Source organism: Klebsiella sp. GG_Kp173 (assembly GCF_040062415.1).
GTDB classification, from domain to species: Bacteria; Pseudomonadota; Gammaproteobacteria; order Enterobacterales; family Enterobacteriaceae; genus Klebsiella; species Klebsiella quasipneumoniae.
Window position 1 is genome coordinate 1 of record NZ_JBEAFZ010000025.1, and the last position, 20,848, is coordinate 20,848.

Annotated in this window: 17 protein-coding genes; 5 read left to right on the forward strand and 12 right to left on the reverse strand. The window is 63.3% G+C overall.

Features of this window, described 5'->3' with window-relative positions; translation table 11 throughout:
- The first annotated feature begins 83 nt into the window (after positions 1 to 83).
- Positions 84 to 1,235, forward strand: coding sequence for an LVIVD repeat-containing protein (locus tag ABLU50_RS13390; protein ID WP_348864794.1), 1,152 nt, complete (start codon positions 84 to 86; stop codon positions 1,233 to 1,235).
- A 606-nt stretch (positions 1,236 to 1,841) separates the two neighbouring features.
- On the opposite strand, the gene mtnK is transcribed toward ABLU50_RS13390, so the two are convergent.
- Entirely contained in the window at positions 1,842 to 3,041 is a 1,200-nt protein-coding gene (gene mtnK / locus ABLU50_RS13395) for an S-methyl-5-thioribose kinase (RefSeq protein ID WP_004151657.1), read from the reverse strand.
- A gap of 101 nt (positions 3,042 to 3,142) precedes the next feature.
- Here mtnK and mtnA point away from each other — a divergent pair, with 101 nt between their 5' ends.
- The gene (mtnA, locus tag ABLU50_RS13400; protein ID WP_087832421.1) at positions 3,143 to 4,171 is read left to right on the forward strand and encodes an S-methyl-5-thioribose-1-phosphate isomerase; all 1,029 of its coding nucleotides are present in this window, start codon (positions 3,143 to 3,145) and stop codon (positions 4,169 to 4,171) included.
- A gap of 55 nt (positions 4,172 to 4,226) precedes the next feature.
- On the opposite strand, the gene ABLU50_RS13405 is transcribed toward mtnA, so the two are convergent.
- The 7 genes from ABLU50_RS13405 to codB form a co-directional block, all read right to left on the reverse strand.
- Complete coding sequence (locus tag ABLU50_RS13405) at positions 4,227 to 5,495, reverse strand: histidine phosphatase family protein (protein WP_004885793.1); 1,269 nt, start codon at positions 5,493 to 5,495, stop codon at positions 4,227 to 4,229.
- A 26-nt stretch (positions 5,496 to 5,521) separates the two neighbouring features.
- Entirely contained in the window at positions 5,522 to 6,880 is a 1,359-nt protein-coding gene (locus ABLU50_RS13410) for an MFS transporter (protein ID WP_087832422.1), read from the reverse strand.
- A gap of 110 nt (positions 6,881 to 6,990) precedes the next feature.
- On the reverse strand, positions 6,991 to 7,800 hold the full coding sequence (locus ABLU50_RS13415; protein WP_043521680.1) for an inositol monophosphatase: 810 nt from the start codon (positions 7,798 to 7,800) through the stop codon (positions 6,991 to 6,993).
- A gap of 121 nt (positions 7,801 to 7,921) precedes the next feature.
- The gene (locus tag ABLU50_RS13420) at positions 7,922 to 8,872 is read right to left on the reverse strand and encodes a LacI family DNA-binding transcriptional regulator (protein WP_176391527.1); all 951 of its coding nucleotides are present in this window, start codon (positions 8,870 to 8,872) and stop codon (positions 7,922 to 7,924) included.
- A gap of 145 nt (positions 8,873 to 9,017) precedes the next feature.
- Entirely contained in the window at positions 9,018 to 10,256 is a 1,239-nt protein-coding gene (gene codA / locus ABLU50_RS13425; protein WP_049115729.1) for a cytosine deaminase, read from the reverse strand.
- Complete coding sequence (locus ABLU50_RS13430; protein ID WP_004885804.1) at positions 10,253 to 11,488, reverse strand: PucR family transcriptional regulator ligand-binding domain-containing protein; 1,236 nt, start codon at positions 11,486 to 11,488, stop codon at positions 10,253 to 10,255. The genes codA and ABLU50_RS13430 overlap by 4 nt, the downstream gene beginning before the upstream one ends.
- Complete coding sequence (gene codB / locus ABLU50_RS13435) at positions 11,485 to 12,747, reverse strand: cytosine permease (RefSeq protein WP_017899073.1); 1,263 nt, start codon at positions 12,745 to 12,747, stop codon at positions 11,485 to 11,487. Before codB ends, ABLU50_RS13430 begins: the two co-directional genes overlap by 4 nt.
- A 451-nt stretch (positions 12,748 to 13,198) precedes the next feature.
- Between codB and ABLU50_RS13440 the strand changes: the two genes are divergently transcribed.
- The 3 genes from ABLU50_RS13440 to ABLU50_RS13450 are packed head-to-tail and all read left to right on the forward strand — an operon-like array spanning position 13,199 to position 16,341.
- A complete protein-coding gene (locus tag ABLU50_RS13440) occupies positions 13,199 to 13,807 on the forward strand; it encodes a methylthioribulose 1-phosphate dehydratase (RefSeq protein ID WP_008805607.1) in 609 nt (202 codons plus the stop codon).
- A gap of 12 nt (positions 13,808 to 13,819) precedes the next feature.
- On the forward strand, positions 13,820 to 15,316 hold the full coding sequence (locus ABLU50_RS13445; protein WP_323083833.1) for an FGGY-family carbohydrate kinase: 1,497 nt from the start codon (positions 13,820 to 13,822) through the stop codon (positions 15,314 to 15,316).
- Positions 15,313 to 16,341 carry a 2-hydroxyacid dehydrogenase gene (locus ABLU50_RS13450; RefSeq protein ID WP_087832423.1) on the forward strand — a complete coding sequence of 343 codons (1,029 nt, stop codon included), beginning with the start codon at positions 15,313 to 15,315 and terminating at the stop codon, positions 16,339 to 16,341. The genes ABLU50_RS13445 and ABLU50_RS13450 overlap by 4 nt, the downstream gene beginning before the upstream one ends.
- 42 nt (positions 16,342 to 16,383) lie before the next feature.
- Here ABLU50_RS13450 and ABLU50_RS13455 read toward each other — a convergent pair whose 3' ends face one another.
- From ABLU50_RS13455 to ABLU50_RS13470, 4 genes are read right to left on the reverse strand one after another with little or no spacing between them, the layout of a single operon-like run.
- On the reverse strand, positions 16,384 to 17,325 hold the full coding sequence (locus ABLU50_RS13455; protein ID WP_023288809.1) for a sugar kinase: 942 nt from the start codon (positions 17,323 to 17,325) through the stop codon (positions 16,384 to 16,386).
- An 11-nt stretch (positions 17,326 to 17,336) separates the two neighbouring features.
- Entirely contained in the window at positions 17,337 to 18,341 is a 1,005-nt protein-coding gene (locus ABLU50_RS13460) for an ABC transporter permease (RefSeq protein WP_087832424.1), read from the reverse strand.
- Positions 18,338 to 19,327 (reverse strand): ABC transporter permease, encoded by a 990-nt coding sequence (locus ABLU50_RS13465; RefSeq protein WP_087832425.1) that lies wholly within the window; start codon positions 19,325 to 19,327, stop codon positions 18,338 to 18,340. The genes ABLU50_RS13460 and ABLU50_RS13465 overlap by 4 nt, the downstream gene beginning before the upstream one ends.
- Positions 19,324 to 20,826 (reverse strand): sugar ABC transporter ATP-binding protein, encoded by a 1,503-nt coding sequence (locus ABLU50_RS13470; RefSeq protein WP_176391528.1) that lies wholly within the window; start codon positions 20,824 to 20,826, stop codon positions 19,324 to 19,326. The genes ABLU50_RS13465 and ABLU50_RS13470 overlap by 4 nt, the downstream gene beginning before the upstream one ends.
- Positions 20,827 to 20,848: the final 22 nt, after the last annotated feature.

A 20,848-nucleotide genomic window follows, 5' to 3' on the forward strand; every position in this document is an offset into this window, starting at 1 on the left:
AAACAGGCGGATCAACAGTATCCCGATAACAGCTTGACTCTTAGAAGGGCGTCCAGGGCGGTCGTCCGGACGGCGTGCAACTGATGGTGCACCGCGGATTCGCCTATATCGGCCATATGGTGTCGCAGGGTTTTTCCGTGGTCGATGTTCGCGATCCGACCCGGCCCACTACGGTCAACTATATTGCCGCGCCGTCGGGCACCTGGAACGTGCACCTCCAGGCGCATGACGATCTGCTGCTGGTGATCAACGCCCGGGACCTGTTTGCCGACGCCCGTTTTGCCGATGAGAAGGTGTACTACACCCGATCGGTGGGTGACACAGTCAGCGATGTGCAGGACAAAGGCTGGAGCGCCGGGCTGCGCGTGTTTGATATCTCCACGCCGGATAAGCCGCGTGAAATTGGCTTTCTGTCGCTTAACGGCATCGGTATTCACCGCATCTGGTACGTCGGCGGCCGCTGGGCGTATGTGTCCGCGCTGATCGACGGTTTTACCGACTACATCTTCCTGACCATCGATCTGGCCGATCCGCGTAAACCGCAGGTTGCCGGGCGCTGGTGGCTGCCGGGGATGCACCAGGCAGGCGGCGAAACACCGGACTGGCCGCAGGGCAAACGCTATGCGCTGCACCACGCCATTATTGCCGGGGATACCGCCTACGGCAGCTGGCGCGACGGCGGCCTGACGCTGCTGGACGTCAAAGACCGAACCCAGCCGACGCTAATTAGCCATCGCAACTGGAGCCCGCCGTTCGGCGGCGGAACGCATACCGCGCTGCCGCTGCCGGATCGCGATCTGCTGGTGGTGCTGGATGAAGCGGTGCTCGACAACCAGGAGGACGGCGAGAAGCTGATCTGGCTGTTTGATATCCGCGAGCCGGCGAACCCGGTGAGTATCTCGACTTTCCCACAGCCGGATGAAATCGACTATGTGGCGAAAGGGGCGCATTTTGGCCCGCACAATCTGCATGAGAACCGGCCGGGGAGCTTTGTCAGCTCAACGCTTATCTTCGCCACGTATCAGAATGCCGGCGTGCGGGCGTACGACATTTCTAATCCTTATCGCCCGGTGGAGACCGGGGCGCTGGTGCCGGCTGCTCCTGAGAAAATGATGGATACCCGTCCCGCCCGCCCGCGGGTAATTCAGTCCTGCGATGTGTTTGTCGATGCCCAGGGAATTATCTACAGCACCGATTACAACGGCGGGCTGTCGGTGATTGAGTATCTGGGGTAAGGGCAAGGTAAAAGCAAAATTGTGCCCGCATTTCTGCCGGGTGGCGGCTTTCGCCTTACCCGGCCTACGAAAGACTGCAACATCAAACCGTTATGCGGTTATCTGTAGGCCCGCGCAAGCGCAGCGCCGCCGGGCAATCCCAGAAAATTGCACTTTTTTAGGTTTTGCCCCCTCTCCCTGTGGGATAGGGCCGGGGTGAGGGCAAGGTCAACGCAAAATTGTGCCCGCATTTCTGCCGGGTGGCGGCTTACCCGGCCTACGAAAGACTGCAAGATCAAATCGTTATGCGGTTATCTGTAAGCCCGCGCAAGCGCAGCGCCGCCAGGCAATCCCAGAAAATTGCACTTTTTTAGGCTTTGCTCCCTCTCCCTGTGGGAGAGGGCCGGGGTGAGGGCAGGGTAAAAGCAAAATTGTGCCCGCATTTCTGCCGGGTGGCGGCTTTCGCCTTACCCGGCCTACGAAAGACTGCAACATCAAACCGTTATGCGGTTATCTGTAGGCCCGCGCAAGCGTAGCGCCGCCGGGCAATCCCTGAAGATTGCACTTTTTAGGGCTTGCTCCCTCTCCCTGTGGGAGAGGGTTGGGGTGAGGGAAAACAGGCCGCACTCAGCTGTACTGGCGCACTCGCGCCAGCAGCTCGTCGACGCTGTCGATACGCTCGGCCAGCACGATCAGCGCTCTGCCCAGGGTAATGGCGTGGCGCAGGCACTCATGACGCATGGCGTCGTCCTGGATAGTGTCGATATCCGCGACGTGCGACAGTCCGACGCTGCGGCGGATCAGTTCGCTGCCGCAGAAGCCGACCGCGTCCGCCCACACCTTTTTCAGAAAGGCGGAGGCATAGCCGGGGTAAGCCAGCGCCGCGTCGCGGGTTTTCTCCGCCGCCAGCGCCTGGAAGCGCTCGGCAAAGGTGGTCCACAGTTGGTGGATGTCGTTCAGCCGCTGCTCGCGCGCGGCGGCGGCATCGCGAATGCCGAGCTGGCCCGGCAGGCCGCAGTAGTTCAGCAGCAGGTTGCCGATGGCAGTGCCGATATCGAAGCCGATGGGGCCGAAGTAGCCGAACTCAGCGTCGATGGCCTTCAGGCTGCCTTCGGCAACGAAGATCGACCCGCTGTGAATATCGCCGTGCAGCAGCGCTTCCGCATGGGCAAAGAAACGGTGCTTCAGCGCCGCCACCGCCAGCTTAAGCTGAGCGTCGTCGCGCAGGGCGGCGACATCGGCCTCCAGCTCCGCCGGGTAGTTATTGCGCTCGTGGATCTGATACGGGTCGTTAAAGAACAGATCCTCGGTGATCTCGCACATCGCCGGGTTAATAAACTGCGCTACCTGCGCTTTTTTCTCGTGGGGATGAAGATAGAAATCGCTGGTGTGAAACAGCACCTGCGCCAGATAGTCGCCAAGCTGACGGGCCGCCTGAGGGTAGTAGACGTTAGCGATAAGCTCCCCGCGCCAGATGCGGTGGTCGGAAAGATCTTCCATCACCATCACCGCCAGCTCGGGATCAAAGTGATGGATTTTTACCGTGTGCTGCGGGCTGTGCTGATAGTGGGCGACCAGGGTCTGCGCTTCGAGACGGGCGCGGTCGAGGGTCAGCGGCCAGGATTCGCCGACGCAGCGCACGTAGGGCAGGGCCTGTTTGACGATCGCCCGGCTGACGCCCTGGCGATCGAACACTTTAAACACCAGATTGAGGTTGCCATCGCCCACTTCCTGCGCGCTGACCAGCTCAGATGGGTTGTCGATGCCAGCGAACTGCTGCGCGTAAGCCACGGCGTCATGGGCGGTGAAGGTATGGTATTGCGACATTGCCTCGATCCTCGATTTCTGATTAAGCCGTTCAGACGTCTATACTTCTGGATTCCATCCTGACACAATGTGATACAACAACGCAACAGGGATTTAACGACATGCAGACATTACAGACCACCAGCCTGCGGGTGAGTGAAAATCAGCTTTTTATTCTCGACCAGCAGGCCTTGCCGCAGGAAAAACGCTGGCTGGCGGCGGATAACGTTGCGCTGCTGGTGGACCATATTCACGCCCTGCGGGTGCGCGGCGCGCCGTTGATTGGCCTGTCCGCCAGCCTGCTGCTGGCCCTGCTGGCCCAGCGCGGCCTGAGCCGGGATGAACTCCAGCAGGCGCTGGAGACGCTGCGCGCTGCGCGGCCGACGGCGGTCAACCTGATGAATAATCTGGATCGCATGAAGCAGGCGCTGGCCCGGGAGGATTACCCGCAGGCGCTGGAAGCGGAAGCCTTGCGTCTGGTCGAAGAAGATAAACAGCTGTGCGACCGCATCGCTGAGGCGGGTAGTGCGCTGGTGAAGCCCGACAGTCGACTGCTGACCCACTGCAACACCGGTGGCCTGGCGACCGCCGGGGTAGGTACCGCCCTGGGGGTCATTGCGCTGGCGCATCAGCAGGGAAAAGTGGCCAGCGTGTGGGTCGATGAAACCCGGCCGCTGCTGCAGGGCGGTCGTTTAACCGCCTGGGAGCTGGGCGAGCTGGGCGTGCCCTATCAGCTGATCGCCGATTCAATGGCCGCCAGCCTGATGGCGAAAGGGAAGGTGGATGCGGTGTGGGTCGGCGCCGACCGCATCGCCGCCAACGGCGACGTGGCGAATAAAATCGGCACCTATTCCCTGGCGGTATTGGCCCATTACCACCAGATCCCGTTTTACGTCGCTGCGCCGCAGACGACCCTCGACCGCCATTGCCCGAACGGGGCGGCCATTCCCATTGAGCAGCGCGCCGCGGCCGAAGTGACCGGAGTGGCGGGCAGCTTTGGCGCGGTACAGTGGGCGCCGACCGGGGCCGCCGTGTACAATCCGGCGTTCGATGTCACGCCTGCTGGGCTGATAAGCGGCTGGGTGCTGGACAGCGGGGTGGTCACCCCGGCGCAGGTCTCCGCCGGGGCGTTTGCGCCGGATAACGGATAACGGACACCGTGCCGGGCCTGGAAAAAACGGTTTTCCCGGGCCCGGGCAAACGCCGCTACGGCAGGACCATCGCTACCGTCGGGGCGGAGGGCCGATCGATACGCTGACCCAGCGCGGTGATGGCCGCCTGGAAGGGGCACAGCGTACCGACGTCGGTCTGACGGCAGCCCGGCTGACGCCACTCCTGACGCAGCATCGGGTGCTGCGCGTCCGGGGTCTGCAGACGACGCAGGTCGTCGAGGCCTTGCGCCTGGAAATAGACCCGCAGATAGCGTTCCCCGCTCTTCGCGTCGCGCCAGCGCTCCAGCACCAGGCTACTGCCCGGCGGGATATTCCCCCGGCTGTAGCCCGGCAGCTGCCAGCTAAAGTTCATCAGCGTGCGCACCATGGCGATGTTGGTGTCATGTGCCACCAGCAGCAGCCAGCGTACGTTCGGACTCGCCTCTGGTTTGACGCCGTCGAGCATGGCGTTGAGCAGCACCGACCCGCGTTTTTGCGCGGTATACAGCACGTCGTTACTCAGATCGTAGTTTTCCGTTAACAGCGGCAGCAGGGCTGTGATCTGACTGGCCTGGGCGATCTTGCCCCACGCCAGCTGGCTGAGAGGCAGGTTTTCACTCCAGCCGAGACGCAGCGTTTCCACCATATTGGCCATCACGCTAAGTCCGCTAATGGTGGTCTTCCCGCTTTTGCTCTGCTCGACCTGCCATGGTGTATCGAAGATCGGGCAGGGCTTATCGGCCTGGCAAACCGCCTGTTTCAATAGCTGGATAGTCGGCGCCAGCGCCTGCCGACGCTGCGCCAGATCCCCGGCCTTCTCTTTCACCGCCGCCAGCTGGCGGGCGGGGTCGGTTTGCGTGGCGGCGAACTTGTCGGTCTGAAACAGCGGATCGGCATCCCCGCTGACGTAATGGATAGCGACGCCACAGCCGGGGAAGGCGCCATCCACCAGCGCCTGGGCGGTCGCCCGCGTCCGCTGCAGCGGACTGGCGCGCACGTAAATCGACTCCGCCGTCGGGCATCCCGCCTGCAGCAGGCCGAGCTGGCGATAGTGCTGGCCTTCCTCACGCCCTTTGTTGACCACGGCGGCATAGCCATGACCGGTGAGCTCGCCGTCATGGGTGGTCCACTCGGTCCATGGGCGTCCGGTGGCGGCCTCGATGGCTTCCCGGTTGCCGGCCGTCGGCGGACGAATGCCGTGGCGGCTAAGCTCCACCACTTTCTCCAGCTGCCAGTCTGCGGCGGCGGCTGATTGCAGCGCCAGCAGCGGCAGCGCGCAGGCGATAAACAGGCGTAACAGCCCCTGATGTCTTGCAGGCATCATATCTTCTTCCTTAATTCGTTAATCGGTTATGAGGAGAACGAGGTCTGCCGTTCGACGGCATGGCGCCAGGCGACGATGGCGGCAGTGGTAAAACAGAGTAGCGCGGAACCCAGACCGGTACCCACCCAGAACAGCGCCAACGTGCTGAAATCATACAGCGTTTTGCCGTTCTCAAGGATAGCTGTTTTATCAATAATGATCCCGGTGAGAAACTCGCCCAGGCCGGCGCCGGCGTAGCTGGCGATGCCGATGGTGCCGAGCGCGGCCCCCGCCGCTTTGCGCGAGGAGATATCGACGGCGATCAACCCGCCGAGGAAGCAGGTCAGAGCGCCAATGGTGGCCCCGAAGATAATCATCGCCAGAATATCAGTGTAATAATTGTGCGGCGACCAGAGCATCAGGGCGAAGCCGGCGGTGTTCAGCAGGCTGATAAACCCGGCCATCACGCTGCGGTTGCGCGGGAAAAAGCGGTCGGAGAGCATGCCGGCAATGATGGTCCCGGCGATGCCGGCGATGGCGTTGACGCCGATAATCCCGGATGCCTCCAGTGTGGAATAGGCTTTATCCTGCTCGAGGAAGAAGATCCCCCAGGAGTTGACGGCGTAGCGGTCGATGTACATAAAGGCGGAGGCGAGGGCGAGGGTCCACAGCGCCGGGTTGCGCAGCGCCAGCAGCTGGTTTTTAAACACCGAGCCGCGGGCTTCGACCTCCTCCTGCGGTTCATCGCGGATGACGTTGATGGACGGGAAGCCGCTGCTCTGCGGCGAATCGTGCATGAACAGCACCAACAGCACCACGCCGGCGGCGCCGAGCGCGGCGGTGGACAGGTAGCCCATCTGCCAGCCAAACCCGGCGATCACCGCGGCGATCACCATATAGGTGACGGCCTCGCCGATATTATGCGCCGTCGACCAGATGCCATAGAAGGTGCCGCGCTCTTTAACGCCGTACCAGCGCGCCAGCGAGACCGCGCAGGGGCCGACGCCCATCGACTGCGCCCAGCCGTTGATCCCCCAGAAGATGGCCAGCAGCAGGGCGTTGGTGGTCATCCCCATCATCAGGTTCATCCCGGCGCTGAGCAATAAACCGAGGCTCATATAGCGCACCACGTTGGCGTGATCGGCGATAAAGCCATTGACCAGCTTGCCGATGGCGTAGCTGAAGAACAGAGTGGAGCCGATCATGCCGAGCTCCGTCGGGGTGATCCCCAACTCCACCAGCGCGCTTTTGGCGACGGTGAAGGATAACCGGCAGACGTAAAAGGTGACGTAGGCCAGGGTCATGGCGATAAAAGTTTGCCAGCGCACCCGGCGAAAACGCTGTTCATCAAACGCGGCGCCCGCTTTCGGCGGCGACGCCCGGAAAAAAGCGATAATTCCAGACATAGGTGGTTCTCCGCAGGTCGGAGGCCTGACTGATTGATGTGGTTCGTCCGTGAAGGAAGTTATCGTTACTGTGTAGAGTACATAATCAGAAATAGCCTGACCCGTAAGGGTTAATGTAATGGTTGTGGGATCATCTTTTTCAGCTGCGGGTAGAGCGTTGAGCTGGCCAGCAGCAGCGGGTTGCCGCGCTGGATCCCCTCCTGCGCCAGAAAATCGTTGCTGGCGCCGCCCGCTTCGCGCATCAGCACCAGCCCCGGCAGGGCGTCCCACGGGTTCATGTGCGGCTCGTAGTAGCCAATCAACCGGCCTGCCGCCGCCCAGGCGCTCATCAGCGCGCCGGAGCCGTTGCGGATAAACATGCCGCCGTCGCTGAGCAGCGCCTGCAGAAACGGCAGAAAGTCCGCCGGGGTGACGCGATGCGAGGTGCCGACGCCCATCACTCCCTCCCTGACCGTCGCCGCGGGGTGCGGACGGATCGGGGCGTCATTGAGCCAGGCGCCATGACCCCGCAGGGCGTGAAACAGCTCGCGATGGTTGGGGTCGTAGACCACGCCGATGACCGGTTCGCCGTCGGCGACGATCGCCAGCGACAGGCACCAGGTGTGCAGGCCGTTGAGGAAACAGCTGGTGCCATCAATGGGGTCGACTACCCACAGCACTCGCGCGTCGGGCAGGCGGGCGCCGCTCTCTTCGCCGAGAAAGCCATCCTCCGGAAACGCGCTCTGAATACGCTGTTTCACAAAGGCCTCCACCCGCTTATCGGCCACGCTGACCACGTCCTGCAGGTCGTCGCCTTTATGGTCGACGGTCAGCGCTTCGCGTTGCTGATAGTATTCAAACGCCAGCTCAGCCCCTGCTTTCGCCAGCTCGCAGGCCAGGCGGTAGCGGGCCTGTAGCGCTTCTGATTCCTGAGATTGCATATTGACTCCCTATTTTGCACACGTGTGCATTTTGCGTGAAAAAAACAGCCCCGAAGGGCCGAATGAGTGTGGCCGGGTTTCGCAGAAGATTCTGTGATCGCTCCAGCATAAAATGATTTTTTCATTTCGCACTTTGACGAATAATTAATTTCACCGGCACTTCTCGATGGCGCGAGGGCAGGCTGAAGCGGGCGATCCGCGTCATTAACAGATCCACCGCGTGGTGGGCCAGCAGGGCGGTATTCTGCTGAACGGTGGTAAGCTGGTAGGGTTGCCAGTCCGCCTGCGGGATATCGTCAAAGCCGACGATGGCCGGCAGTGGGGCAGCGGCGTCCCGCAGGCCGTCCTGGGCGCCCAGCGCCAGCATATCGGTAGCGCAAAACAGCGCTTGCACCCCGGGGTTTTCAGCAACTAATTCTCTGGCAGCCTTGTAGCCAGCCTGATAGCCGCCGCCGTCGCAGAAGCGGCTGGTCACCGTCATGCCCGACGTCTGCGCGATGAAAGCGTCATAACGCTGGCGGGTGCTGAAGTTCTCGCGATTTTCGCCTATAAAGCCAACCTGCCGCCAGCCTCGACGACTGAACAAGCCCGCCACCAGCTTCGCCCCCTGGGCGTTATCGCTGCACACCCGGTCGCAGCCGGCGAGATCCGCATGACGGTTGATCAGGGTGACGGGGATCTTGCGCGCCAGATACTCTTCCGCCAGCGACAGCGGCGGCGCGCCGGAAGTGATGATCACCCCGGCGACGTGGTAGCTCAGCAGTTGCTTAAGCGAAGGGGCGAGCTGCTGCGGATCGTCAGCGTTCATCAGCAGTGGCATAAAGCCGTTGAGCGCCAGCTGATGGACCAGCGGCGCCAGCAGTTTGCTGCGAAACGGGTTGTCGAAACCGGCGGTGACGATGCCGATAAAATTACTGCTGCCGGTGATCATCGTCCGGGCGATGATATTCACCTGATAGCCCAGAGCTTCCGCGGCGTTTAGCACCTTCTGCCGGGTCTTCTCCGACACCGAGGCGCCGGGGGTGAAGGTGCGGGAGACCGCCGAGCGCGAGACCCCGGCCAGTCTGGCCACGTCCTCGGCCTTAATCCATTTTTTATCGCTCATCGTCGTTTCGCGCCGTCTGTTTTCCAGGAAGCCGACGCCCGGACGGGCGTCGGTCACGCACACTGCCTGAAAAGGTATCACAGAAAGGCGCCGACGCGCAGCGCCTTGCGCCTTATGCCGGGTAGCGGATGTGCTCCACCTCACGCTGCAAAATCACCTTGCCGTGGCGAATGGAGGTCAGCACTCGCGCCTGGCGGCGGACGGCCTCATAGTCGTTTTCCGCATCGAGGATCAACAGGTTAGCCGGGCGGCCTTCGGCGAGGCCGTAGTTATCGCCCAGACAAAGCGCCCGGGCGCTGTTGTCGGTGACGAAGTCGAGACAGCGCTGCAGATCGTCATAGCCGAGCATATGGCAGATGTGCAGTCCGGCATCCAGAATGCGCAGGATATTGCCATTCCCCAGCGGATACCACGGATCCTGAATCGAGTCCTGAGCAAAGCAGACGTTGATGCCGGCGCGATCCAGCTCCGCCACCCGGGTGACGCCGCGCCGTTTCGGCCAGCTGTCAAACCGGCCCTGCAGATGAATGCTTTCGGTCGGGCAGGAGATAAAGTTGATCCCCGAGGCTTTCAGCAGGCGAAACAGCTTCGAACAGTAGGCGTTGTCATAAGAGCCCATCGCGCAGGTGTGGCTGGCGGTAACCTGCGCCCCCATACCGCGCACCCGGGCCTCTTCCGCCAGCACTTCGAGGAAACGCGACTGCGGATCGTCGATTTCATCGCAGTGGACATCCACCAGGCGGCCATAGCGCTGGGCGAGGTCCATCAAAAACATCACCGAGCTGACCCCTTTGTCGCGGGTATTCTCATAGTGCGGAATGCCGCCCACCACGTCGGCGCCCATCTCGATGGCGCGCGTCATCAGCTCCCTGCCGTTGGGATACGATTCGATCCCCTCCTGCGGAAAGGCGACAATCTGCAGATCGATGAGATCGGCGGCCTCTTGTTTCACCGCCAGCAGCGCCTGCAGGGCCGCCAGCGACGGGTCGGTGACATCCACATGGGTCCGGACGTGCTGAACGCCGAAATCGCGCAGCATGCCGATGGTTTTCAGCGCCCGCTGGCGGGTGTCCTCCGGGGTAATGCTCGCTTTGCGCTGGCTCCAGCGGGTGATGCCTTCAAACAGGGTGCCGCTGCGGTTCCACTCCGGCTCGCCTGCGGTAAGGGTGGCGTCAAGATGGATATGCGGCTCGACGAAGGGCGGGATCGCCAGCCGACCCTGGGCGTCGATATCCCCGGTGTCGGCGGTCTGCATCGCGGTTTGAGCGGTCATGCGGCGAATGATGCCGTCCTGCAGCTCAAGGGTAAACAGCGCCTCCTGGCGGCGCAGGCGGGCGTTAACAATTTTCATGGTTGGTCCTGTAAATGGTTTTGCGATAAACGCCAGATCACCAGCGCGACCGAGGCGTTGAGATGAAACTGAGGGTGGCTGACCGGGTAGCCGGTCAGTTTTTCAATACGCTGGATGCGCTGATGCAGGGTGTTGCGATGGAGACCCAGCCGGTCGGCGGCTCGTACCACGTTGCCGTTCTCCTGCAGCAGCGTCTCGAGGGTCTCCAGCAGCAGCCACGGCGCTTTACGGCCCGGCTCGATCAGGCAGCCGAGGGTGTCGTGCATAAAATCGTTGAGCAGCGCCGGGTCGCTGACCGCGGACAGCAGTTTGATAAACCCCAGCTGCTGATAGTCGCTGATGCGCTGGGTCGGCCGCAGGGTATCGCACAGATCCAGCGCCTGGCGCGCCTGCGACAACGCCCGCGGGTAGCCCTGCAGCTGCCTGACCGGCGCCGAGAGGCCGCAGAGCAGCGACAAACGCTCTTCCCCCTCCGCCAGCGTCTGCAGCCACTGCTGCAGCCACTTTTTCTGCTGAAAGTCTTCCCCCTCCTCATCCGGCAGCAGGAAAAGGAACATGTTGCTGCGTTCCAGAAGCGGGAAGGGGTTGCCCTGCTGGTTGAGCTGCTGCTGCAGCTGCTGGCGCACGCTGCGGTGGGCCTGCTGCAGCCAGGCTTCGGCCTGTTCGGGCGGGAACTGGCGAAACAGGCGGGACAGCCCCTCCAGGCGCAGCGCCGCCAGCCGCAGTGGGCGGGTAAAATCGAGCTGCTGGTGGAGGGCGCGCTGGTGAAGCATCTGCAGGTCCGGATAGTCGCCGGTGACCAGCTGCATCAGGATGTCGCGCTGCGACTGCAGGGCGTTTTCGCTGCGGACCAGCGCGGTGCCGACCCGCTCGGTGACAATCACCATCTTCAGCAGGTAGGGCTGCTCGATCAGCGGAATGCCCAGCTCGTCGGCGAGGGCGATCAGCGTGGCGGGAATGGCGTGGATATAGGCCTCGCCGGTGAGGATCACCATCCCGGCGATGCCGCGCTGTTTGCCCTCCATCAGCAGCTGGATCAGGTTGGCTTCATCCCGGGGATGGTTGATGCCGGTGATAAAGACCAGCTCGCCGCCCATGATCCACTCGGCGATATGCTCATTTTCCGCCACGTAGTACCAGCGTACCGCCCGCTGCAGCCCTTGCTTTCCCGCCCGCAAACGCAGGGCGGAGAGTCCCTCAAGGGCCAGAAGTTCGCTGACCGTCAGGCTCATGGCTCTTGCTCCGCGACGGCGGCAGGCTGACGTTTGCTGACCATGGTCAGGGCGATATAGACCAGCGCGGAAACGGTGATCCCCACCAGCGGCGCGATCCACGGTGACAGATAAGCCACCACCGCGCCGGCGGCGTAGGCGCCGAGTCCCAGCCAGTTAAAACGCGGCAGGCGGGCGTTCTGCAGCAAGGGATAGCGCCCGCCGCGGGCGAACCAGTAGTCGGCGAGAATCACCCCGCCAATGGGCGGGATAATGCTGCCCAGCAGCACAAGGAACGGGATCAGCATTTCGTACATCCCGCCAATGGCCAGCACAATGCCCACCCCGGCGGCGGCGAGGGTCAGCGTGCGGCGGCGTTCGCTGCGCAGCAGATGGCAGGCGGCGGCGGAGACGTTATAGATGGTGGGGCCCTGGATGGTCAGCAGGTTGAGACACAGCATGATCACCGCGGCGACTGACAGCCCCTGCAGGATCAGAACTTCGACGATATCGGCCTGTTGATAAACGATGGCGCACCAGGCGCCGGCGACGATCATCAGCCCGTTGCCGATGAGGAAGCTGCCCATGCTGGCGAGAATGGCGGTCCGGCTGGAGTTGGCCAGCCGGGTCCAGTTTGTCGCCTGGGTGGCGCCGCTGGCGAAAGTGCCAAAGACCATGGTGATGGCCGCCGACCAGGTCATGGTGTCGCTCGGCGCAATGCGGGTCATCGCCTGCCAGCCGCCGGCGTGGTGCAGCGCCAGATACATGGAGACCACCAGCAGCACGAACATCAGCGGCACCGACAGGCGCGACAGCGCGTCCAGCCCCTTGTAGCCCACCAGCGCGGTGACGCAGAACAGAATGCCAAACAGCACCATCAGCGGCTGGGTCAGCGCCTCGGGCAGGGCGAGGATCTTCACCAGCGAGATAGCGACCGTGGCGGTCCCCCAGGCGTACCAGCCCAGCTCGGCAAAGCCAAGGATAAAATCGGCCAGCTTGCTGCCGATCTCCCCGAAGCAGAACCGGCCCATCAGCACCGTATTCAGGCCGCTGCGCGCGGCGATCCAGCCCAGCGACGCGGCATAGAGAGCCAGCAAGGCGTTGCCGATGACGGCTATCCACAGCAGATTAACGATGGAAAAGGAGACGCCGAGTTTGCCGCCGGCAAACATCGTGCCGGTGAAAAAGGTAAAGCTGAATAACACCATGGCGATGGAAAATACGCCTTTGCGTCCGGCGGTGGGCGCTTCGACGAGGGGAAAATCATTGCTGTTTGACATCCTGGAACCTCTGGCTGGTAGATGAGCGGTGATTGCCGGAAGTAGCAAGAGATGTGCCAGGAAAAACCGGGCATGAGGAATAGCGCATAGTGTGCAATGTGCACGGTTATTGAGGGATTCAGGAGGAGTAATGCCATTTTAGTGTGCATCCTGCCAGGTTTTGCACCAGTCCGGGGCAGAGGAGGGCGGCGACGGCATGCCTGGCGCAGAAGGAGAATTTCAGCCAGCACAATCCGCCAGCGTTGTGGCGCCAGGCAGCAGGGGATCGTAGCGGATTCACTGCGGTTGGTTAAATTGCTGTGAATAAAGGTTATTTAATATGCATTTATGATATAACCATTTGTCTTATGTGTGTTTCCTGAAATATTGTTCCCTCCGGTTAGCGGTGTTAGTATCGGATAAATAGCCATTTAGACGGCTAAACAAATCATCGCTAACCTAAGGAACTGCTATGTGGCAAGAAAGACTCGCGCAACTGGTCACCACCTGTCATTGGATCGGCGCGAAAGGCTGGGCGCCGGCGACCGGCGGCAATATGTCGGTGCGTCAGGATGATACCTGGTGCTGGCTAAGCGAGTCGGGCCGCGATAAAGGCAGCCTGACGACCGAGGATTTTCTGCAGGTGGAGATCGCCACCAACCAGGCCCCTTCCGGACGGAAACCGTCGGCGGAGACCGGCCTGCACACCCTGGTCTACCGCCTGTTCCCGGAGGCCAACGTGGTGCTGCATGTGCATACCGTCAATGCCACCGTGCTGTCGCGCATCGAAAAAAGCGACACGCTGGCGCTGCAGGGGTATGAAATGCAGAAAACCCTCAGCGGGCAGCACAGCCATCTCGATACCGTTCCGGTCGCCATCTTCGATAACGATCAGGATATTGACGCCCTGGCGGCGCGGATTGCCGATTATGCGCAAACCCGTCCGCTGCGTTACGGCTTTCTGCTGCGCGGACATGGCCTGACCTGCTGGGGGAAAGATATTCAGGAGGCCCGCCGGCAACTGGAGGGGCTGGAGTTCCTGTTCGAGTGCGAGCTGATGCGCCGCCGCTACGAGCCCTGAGCCGGAGCAGGTATGGATTTTTATCTTGGTATCGATATCGGCACCTCCCGGGTGAAAGCGGTGCTGTTTGATCAGCATTTCACCGCGCGCGCCAGCGCTGCGGAAAACACCTCCCCACGCCTGTCGGCCAATGGCTACGCGGAACAGGATATGACCCAGCTGTGGCATTCGGTGCTGGCTATTCTGCGCCAGATTGCCCGCCACCCGGCGCTGCAGGAGGGGCGGCTGCGGGCCATCGGCCTCGCCGGGCAAGGGGAGGGGGTCTGGCTCAGCGATGCGCAGGGCGAACCGGTGGGGCCGGGGATCCTGTGGAGCGATACCCGCAGCCACGAGCTGATGAGCGACCTGCTGCGCCGGCCCGGTTTTGACCGCCGCTATTTCGCCGATACCGGCACCCACCTGCAGCCCTGCAATACCAGCCTGCAACTGTACTGGCTGAAACAGTATCAGCCGGAGCGGCTGGCGGCCGCGCGCTATCTGTTTTTCGCCAAGGACTGGATCCGCTTTCGCCTGACCGGCGTGGCGGCGCTGGAACTGACGGACGCCAGCAGCTCATTACTCAATCAGCAGAGCGGCAGCTGGTCCTCGGTGGTGATGAACGAGATGGGGCTGGACGAACTGCTGCCGCTGTTTCCCCCTCTGCTGGCCCCGGACGCTCCGGCCGGTACGCTGAGCGACGCGGTGGCGGCGCTGACCGGACTGCCCGCCGCGACGCCAGTGGCCGCCGGGGCGCTGGATGTCTGTAGCGCCGCGCTGGGCTGCGGCGCGGTCAACGAAGGGGATATCTACACGATCCTCGGCACCACCTGCTGTACCGGAATCGTTTGCCGCGGTCCGCAGACGGTGAACGAGGCGACGCGCTTCGTCACTCACACCGAAGCCGGGCAGGTGATCTCGCTGTTTCCGATGCAGGCCGGTACGCCAAACATTGACTGGCTGCAGCAGCATATTTCGCTGGACGCCGATCTGGGTCGGCTGGAGCAGGCGATCGCGGAGGTGGAGCCAGGCAGCGGCGGCGTCTTCTGGCAGCCGTATCTTAATGGCGAACGCGCGCCGTTTTACAGCCCTGACGCGCGGGCCGGCTTTATCGGCATTAGCCCGCACACCACCCGCGCCGAACTACAGCGCGCGGTGTATGAAGGCCTGGCCTTCGCCATTGTCGATGCGCTGCAGGGTTATCCCCAGGGCGGCGAGCTGTATCTGACCGGCGGCGGCGCAGCCTCGGCCACCTGGCTGCAGATTATCGCCGACTGTACCGGGCGCACGGTGGTCTCCAGCGCCTTTAATGAACTAAGCGCGCGCGGTGCGGCGATTCTGGCGGCCCGCAGCGTCGCGGCGCTGGCCGAGACGCCTCCGCTGGCGCAGACCCGCTATCAGCCGCGCCCTCAGGCGCATGCCCGCTACGCGGCGCTGTATCCCGTTTATCGCCTGCTGCGTGAGCAGATGCTGCCGGTATGGCAGGCCAGGCAGGCCGCTCTTCAACGTCTTTCTCAGGAAGTACAACCATGAAAATCGTTTTTACCGCCGAGCATGCTGGCGACCTTAGCGCCTTCCACCAGCTGGGTGAGCTGCTGGTGGAAGGGTGGGCGCTGGGCAAACCGAAACTCAGCGCCGGTCAGCTGATTGAGCTGGCCCACGACGCTGAGGTGCTGGTGACCAGCTATGATGAGGTGACGGATGCGGTGATGGCCGCCTGTCCGCGCCTGCAGGTGATCGCCTGTACCCGCGCGAATCCGGTGAATATCGATACCCAGGCCGCGCAGGCGCGCGGCATCCGGGTACTCTACACCCCGGGGCGCAATGCCGATGCCGCCGCGGAGCTGACGCTTGGCCTGATGCTCAGCCTGGCGCGCCATATTCCGCAATCCCATGCGGCGCTGAAGCGGGGGGAATTCACGCAGGCTGACAATGCCGCCGCCGCCACCCAGCAGGGGCTGCGCCGGGATGTGGTCTGGGACGTGAGTCCGGAAAGCCCCTATGAGGTGTTTAAGGGCGGTGAACTGCGCAATAAAACGCTGGGCCTGGTGGGGTATGGCAACATTGGCCGCCGGGTGGCGCGTATCGCCCGGGCGTTCGGCATGGCGGTGCGGGTGGTGGATCCGTTCGTCGCCGCAGAGGATATCAATGAGCCAGGGTTACAGAAAACGACCCTGGAGGCGCTGTTCCGTGAGGCGGATATCGTCAGCCTGCATCTGAGCAGCGGGCCGCACAGCGACGGGCTGGTGAATGCGGCGCTGTTAAACAGCATGAAGCCCGGCGCGCTGCTGATCAATACCTCCCGCGCGGCGGTGGTCGACGAAGCGGCGCTGATTGAGGCTCTGCGTCACGGCCCGTTGGGCGGCGCGGCGCTGGACGTGTATCATCGCGAACCGCTGTGGCGCGATCACCCTTTTGTCACCGAGTTCGATAACGTGATTATCACGCCGCATATCGCCGGGGCCACCCGGGAGAGTATCGCCAAACACACGGCGATGATTGCCGCCGATCTTCAGCGCTATGTCGCCGGGGAGCCGCTGCTGTACCAGTGGCGTTAAGCCGCTTGCGCCGCCGCGTCCTGCAGCGGCGTGGGTCCAACGTCAGGGGCGATGGGCCGCCATAAAAGCCTGGGTCTGTTCCCAGTCTACCACTCCGGCATCCGAGCCCATCCCGGTCGCCACCAGCGCGGCCACCGCCGAGGCGACGTCGCACGCCGCTTTCACGCTGAGCCCGCGCGCCAGCGCGGCAATAAACCCGCCGCAGTAGCTGTCGCCGCAGCCGGTGGTATCCACCGCCTCGACGGGCCACGGCGCAATATGCTCCAGCGCGCCATCGCGGCCGATAAGCCAGGAGCCGTTCTCGCCGTCTTTCAGAATGCAGGTGCCCACGCCCAGCGCAAAGAAGAAGCGGGCGATGGCCTCCGGCTGCGTCTCCCCGGAGAGAAAGGCGGCTTCCTCCAGCGAAGGCATAAAATAATCTACCGACGGCAGCAGGGGCCGCAGCAGTTCCAGGGTGTGTTCATTCGGCGCGATAAGGTCAAAGCTGGTGGTGACTCCACGCGCTTTGGCCGCCTGCAGCAGCCGTGCGCTCTGTCCCTGGTCCATTGCCGCCAGCAGTCCGGTCCCGCCGTGATGCAGGAAGCGACAGTCAAGGACGGCGTCAAATTCCGCTTCACTGACGAACAGGGCGTCAGACGCGCCCCGACAGTGCAGGGCCGGACGTTCGCCGTTGGGGCGAATCGGCAGGATCGTCGCCGAGGTCTCCTTCAGCGCGGTGCGCTGGATAAGCGAGCAGTCAATGCCCAGCCGGGCATAGCTGGCGAGGATAAAGTCGGCCTTTTCATCTTCGCCCAGGCAGGCCACCGCCGCGGTGCGGATCCCGAGCTTCGCGGCGTTAATATTAGCCCCCGCGGCGGTGCCGGCGGGGTTGAGGCGAATTTGCTCAATAAAAGCGACGCCACCGCGCGGCGGGATCGCCACCACCGGGCGCCCGGCGATATCCAGAATAGTCAGGCCGACAAATACGGCGTCAAAGGTTGCCATCGTTCTCCCGTTTAGCGATGCGTTTGGCGCAGACGCGCCTGCCAGAAGGATAGGGCGAGGGCCACCACCAGAATCACGCCGACCAGCGCGTCCTTCACCAGATAATTGAGGCCCATCAGGTTCAGACCATTATCAATAATGGCGAGGAACAGCACGCCGCCGAGGGTGCCGGCGATGCTGACCCGGCCCAGACGGTTAAAGGCGGTGCCGATAAACACCGCCGCAATGGCGTCCATCAGGTAAGACTGCCCGGCCAGCGGGGTAAATTGCCGCAGGTTGGCGGAGAGGATCACCCCGCCGACGGCGCAGAGGGCTGAGGCGGCCACCAGCACGCCGAGCATGGTCAGGCGATCGCGGATCCCGGCGATGCGCGCCGCCTCGCTGTTCTGACCGATGGCGCGGATATATTTGCCCCACAGGGTGCGCTCGGTCACCAGCCAGGCCGCCAGCCACAGCGCCAGCACGATCGCTACCGGCGTGGGGATCCCGCCAAGGTTACCCACCGCCAGGTCGTGATACTCAGTAGCCATCCGCCGATAGGCTATCGCGCCGCCGCCATCGGTATAGATACGTTCGGCGCTGCTGGCGATAAACCAGGTGCCGAGGGTGGCGAGGAAGGGGCGGATCCGGCAGATGAGGATCAGAAAGGCATTGAGCAGGCCAATCAGCACCCCGCCGAGCAGGGCGCAGCCCACCGCCGCCTGCCACGGCAGATGCCAGGTTTTCAGGGCGACGAGGGCGAAGGCGGCGCCGAAATCGAGCGCGACGCCCACCGACAGGTCAATCGCCCCGGCGCTGACAATCAGGGTCATCGCCATCGCCACAATCAGCAGGATCGCGCTGCCCTGCAGCAGGTTGGCCCAGTTATCCACGGTTAAAAATACTGGATTCGCCCAGCCGAACAGGGCGATGGCCAGCAGGGTGATGATGCCGAATCCGGCCCGCGACAGCCAGGCCAGCGGGCTGCTGGCCGTCTGTTCTGCAGGAGCTGGAGTTTTCAGGGTGATTTGGCTCATGCCTCGCCTCCTTTGTGTCTGACCGCCGAGGCCGCCAGTACCACCAGGATCAGGCCGCCTTTAATGGCGCCCATCCAGAAGATATTGACCCCCAGCAGGCCGAGCCCGTTAGAGAGGGCGTTAACCAGAATCGCCCCCAGCAGCGCGCCCCAGATGGTGACCACCCGACGGCGGGAGAAGGCGGCGCCGATAAAGGTCGCGAGCACGGTTTCCAGCAGCAGCGGCGTGGCCGTTCCGCTGGAGCTGCCGGAGCCCTGGCTGAGCAGCGGCAGAATAGCCAACCCGGCGGCGATGCCGGCTAACAGCCAGACCTGCAGGGTTAAGCGGCGCACGTTCAGGCCGCTCATCTGCGCCATATCGCGATTGCCGCCCACCGCCTGCACATGCTGACCGAAGCGGGAGTGATGGAGCAGGAACTGGAACAGGATAAATACCCCCAGCAGATAGACCAGCGGCCAGGGCAGGCCGAGGAGGTTGTTATCGCGAAAGGCGACCATCAGCGGATCGCTGACCGCGATGCGCCGCTGGCCGGTCAGCAGGTCCGTCAGGCCGGTAAACGCCACGGAGGTCGAGAGGGTAGCCAGCAGCGGCGGCAGGCCGGCCGCCAGCACCAGGAAGCCGTTGATCGCCCCGCAGAGCAGGCAAACCGCCGCCAGCAGCGCCAGCAGCAGGAGATACGGTGTGTGCCATTCGGCCAGCCCGAGGCTCAGCAGCGCGACGCCGAGCACCGCCGTCGCCGGCAGGGAGAGGTCGATGCCGCCGGAGACCACGTCATCTCCGCCAACGGCGATGACGCAGACCAGGCCGAAACAGAGGATCGCCAGCGGAACGCTCTGGACCAGCATCAGGCTGATATTTTGCCAGCTGAGGAAGTAGGGCGACTGCACGCTCAGCCACACCAGCAGCGCCAGAAACAGGATCAGGGGGAATTTTTCAACAAGCGTCGCCAGGCCCGGACGGCCGCGACGCTGGATAGCGGTACTCATGGTGAAGGCTCCTGTCCGCCGTTGATCGCCACCAGCAGGGCGTCGAGGGTCAGCCCGCGGGTGGGCAGATTGGCCGCCAGCGCACCGCGCCAGAGGACGAGGATCCGGTCGCATAGTCCGAGCAGTTCGGTGGCGTCGCTGGAGGAGACCAGCACCGCCCGTCCTTTATCGGCCAGCTGGCGCGTACGTTGATAAATATCGCGGCGGGCGCCGATATCAACCCCGAGGGTGGGTTCATCGAGAATAAACAGCCGGGCATCGGTGCCGAGCCAGCGGGCGAGGATCGCTTTTTGCTGGTTACCGCCGCTCATGTAGCGTACCGGCAGCGCCGGGCGACCCGGGCGGATCGCCAGCTGTTCTATCCAGTCGCGCGCTTTCCTCTCGGCGATCCCCCGCCGCTCCCAGCCAAAGGTGGCGGTCTCCGGCAGCGAGGCGAGATTAATATTGTCGGCGGTGGTGAAGGACAGGATCAGCCCCTGATGGCGGCGGTCGCGCGGGACCAGCGCCATTCCGGCGCGGATCGCCTGCTTTGGCGTACGGATTCGTCGCGGCAGGCCGTCGAGATGGATAGTGCCGCGCTCCGCCGGACGCAAGCCGTAGAGTAAGTCCACCAGCACATCGCGCCCGGCGCCGAGCAGGCCGGCGACGCCGACGATCTCCCCCGGGTGAATATCAAAAGAGAGATCCTGCAGCTGCCGTCCGTCGCTCAGCTGGCGCACCGAGAGCAGCGGAGTCTCCCCGTTGTCTGCCGCCGGGCGCTGGCGCGGAGTATACAGCTGGTCGATTTCCCGGCCGACCATCATGGCGATCAGCGCCTCGGTATTCTGCAGCAGGTCGCGGTCGGGGTAACCGACCACTTCCCCGTTGCGCAGCACAGTGCCGCGGTCGCAGAAGCTGGCTATCTCATTGAGGTAGTGGGAAATATACAGAATGGCAATCCCCTGGTCGCGCAGACGCAGGATGGCGGAGGTGACCAGACTGGCCTCCTGGGCCTCGAGGGGGGCGGTGGGCTCGTCGAACACCACCAGCCGCGCCGCGCCGTCGATTAGCGCGCGGGCAATCTGCACCAGCTTGCGCTCGGCCAGGCTCAGGTCTCGCACCAGGCGTTCGGGGTCGATCGCCAACTGCCAGTTTTGCTGGAAAAATTGCGCCGTGGCGGCCTTCATCCGTCGGCGATCCAGCGCCCCCCAGCGGGTGCGATACTCCTGGCCCAGAAACACCGATTCCGCGACGGTAAAGTGCGGGATCAGATTGAGCTCCTGGTGGATAACGCGGATGCCGGCGGCTTCGATGGCTGCCGGGTTGCCGAGGGGCAGCGGGCGACCGTCGAGGGTCGCGCTGCCGCTGTCGGCCTGATAAACGCCGGCGAGGATCTTGATCAGCGTCGATTTACCGGCGCCGTTCTCGCCAATCAGGCCATGAATCTCCCCCGGATTGAGGCGCAGGGTAACCGCATTAAGCGCCATTACGCTGGCAAAACGTTTGCCGATCTGGTCCATGACCAGACCCGCGGCGGGGCGC